A 1,117-nucleotide genomic window follows, 5' to 3' on the forward strand; every position below is an offset into this window, starting at 1 on the left:
CTAATACGGCATCAGGATGGCTCAGCATCAGCACTCCTGACGCCAACGCGCATTGATGAATACACCCTGACGGTGCCAAACAGCGAAGCGTTAGCGCCGGAAGGCTGGATCATGGATAGCCCCGACATTGAGCTACCGCGCCTGGTGTTCTGCTCATCAGAGCGCGTTGGCTACGATGCGATTATGGACTCTATCGATCCGGGCTCAGACGGAACCTGTGGCGTGACCGCCAAGCAGTACACCTCATTGCTTTACCAGTATGACGATGCGACGTATCCGGGTGATACGGATAACACGTCAGACGATTAAACCCATTTAACCAACCCATTGAAACCCGCCAAACGGCGGGTTTTTTGTTTCTGAGGTACACCCATGACAACGTATAAAACCGGCAATCCCCTTGGCTCTGCGGCAGCAAAAGATATCTACGATAATGCTCAAAACTTGGATTTTCTCGTTAATGACAGGGAAAACGAGTCGCATCCCGACCGCTTTGGTGTTGATCGCAAGACTTGGTATGGCATGCAGCAGATGTTTGTCCGAGCCATGGCGAAAATGGGGTGGGTTCCTTTCGGCACATTCGAGGCAGGAGCAACGCTGACGGATGCAACGCAGTCGCTGAAATATGAGGCGGATGGCAATTACTATCGCTGGGATGGTGATTTCCCTAAAACCGTTCCTGCTTCATCTTCACCTGAGAGCACTGGTGGCGTAGTGCAAGGTGCTTGGGTTAACGTCACTGACATGACGTTGCGTAGTGCGTTGGCTGGTGCCGGTGGTGCAGCCATGCTGGGGGCATCATCAGGAAAAAACGTTCAGGAAGAAATTGACAGCACCCATCAAGATGTATCAAGCATAAATGCTCTCATTAAAAGCAATTTCATATCCCATGTCACGCCTTCAGTTGTTCCAGCATCCACCAATGATGTTAAAGCGGTAATGAAAATTACCGGGTCACCAGACTTCTATATTATTTCAAAGAAATCGAATGGGAAATCTGGCTATGTATCAATGCGAGTAACTAATACAGTTTCTGATGCTGATGCAGAAAACTATGGTGGTGCCAGTCCGTTCCGGCTCGGGAGTGTTGATAATATTGTCACGGCACTAACAGCCA

At 49.7% G+C, this 1,117-nt stretch carries 2 pseudogenes; both read left to right on the forward strand.

What is annotated here, in order from left to right:
- Positions 1-309 (forward strand): annotated as a pseudogene (locus tag J5224_RS29255) (phage tail protein); the annotation flags it as partial.
- A gap of 63 nt (positions 310-372) precedes the next feature.
- Positions 373-1,117: pseudogene (locus J5224_RS29260) on the forward strand (hypothetical protein); the annotation flags it as partial.

The sequence above is a fragment of the Candidatus Symbiopectobacterium sp. NZEC135 genome, assembly GCF_025962695.1.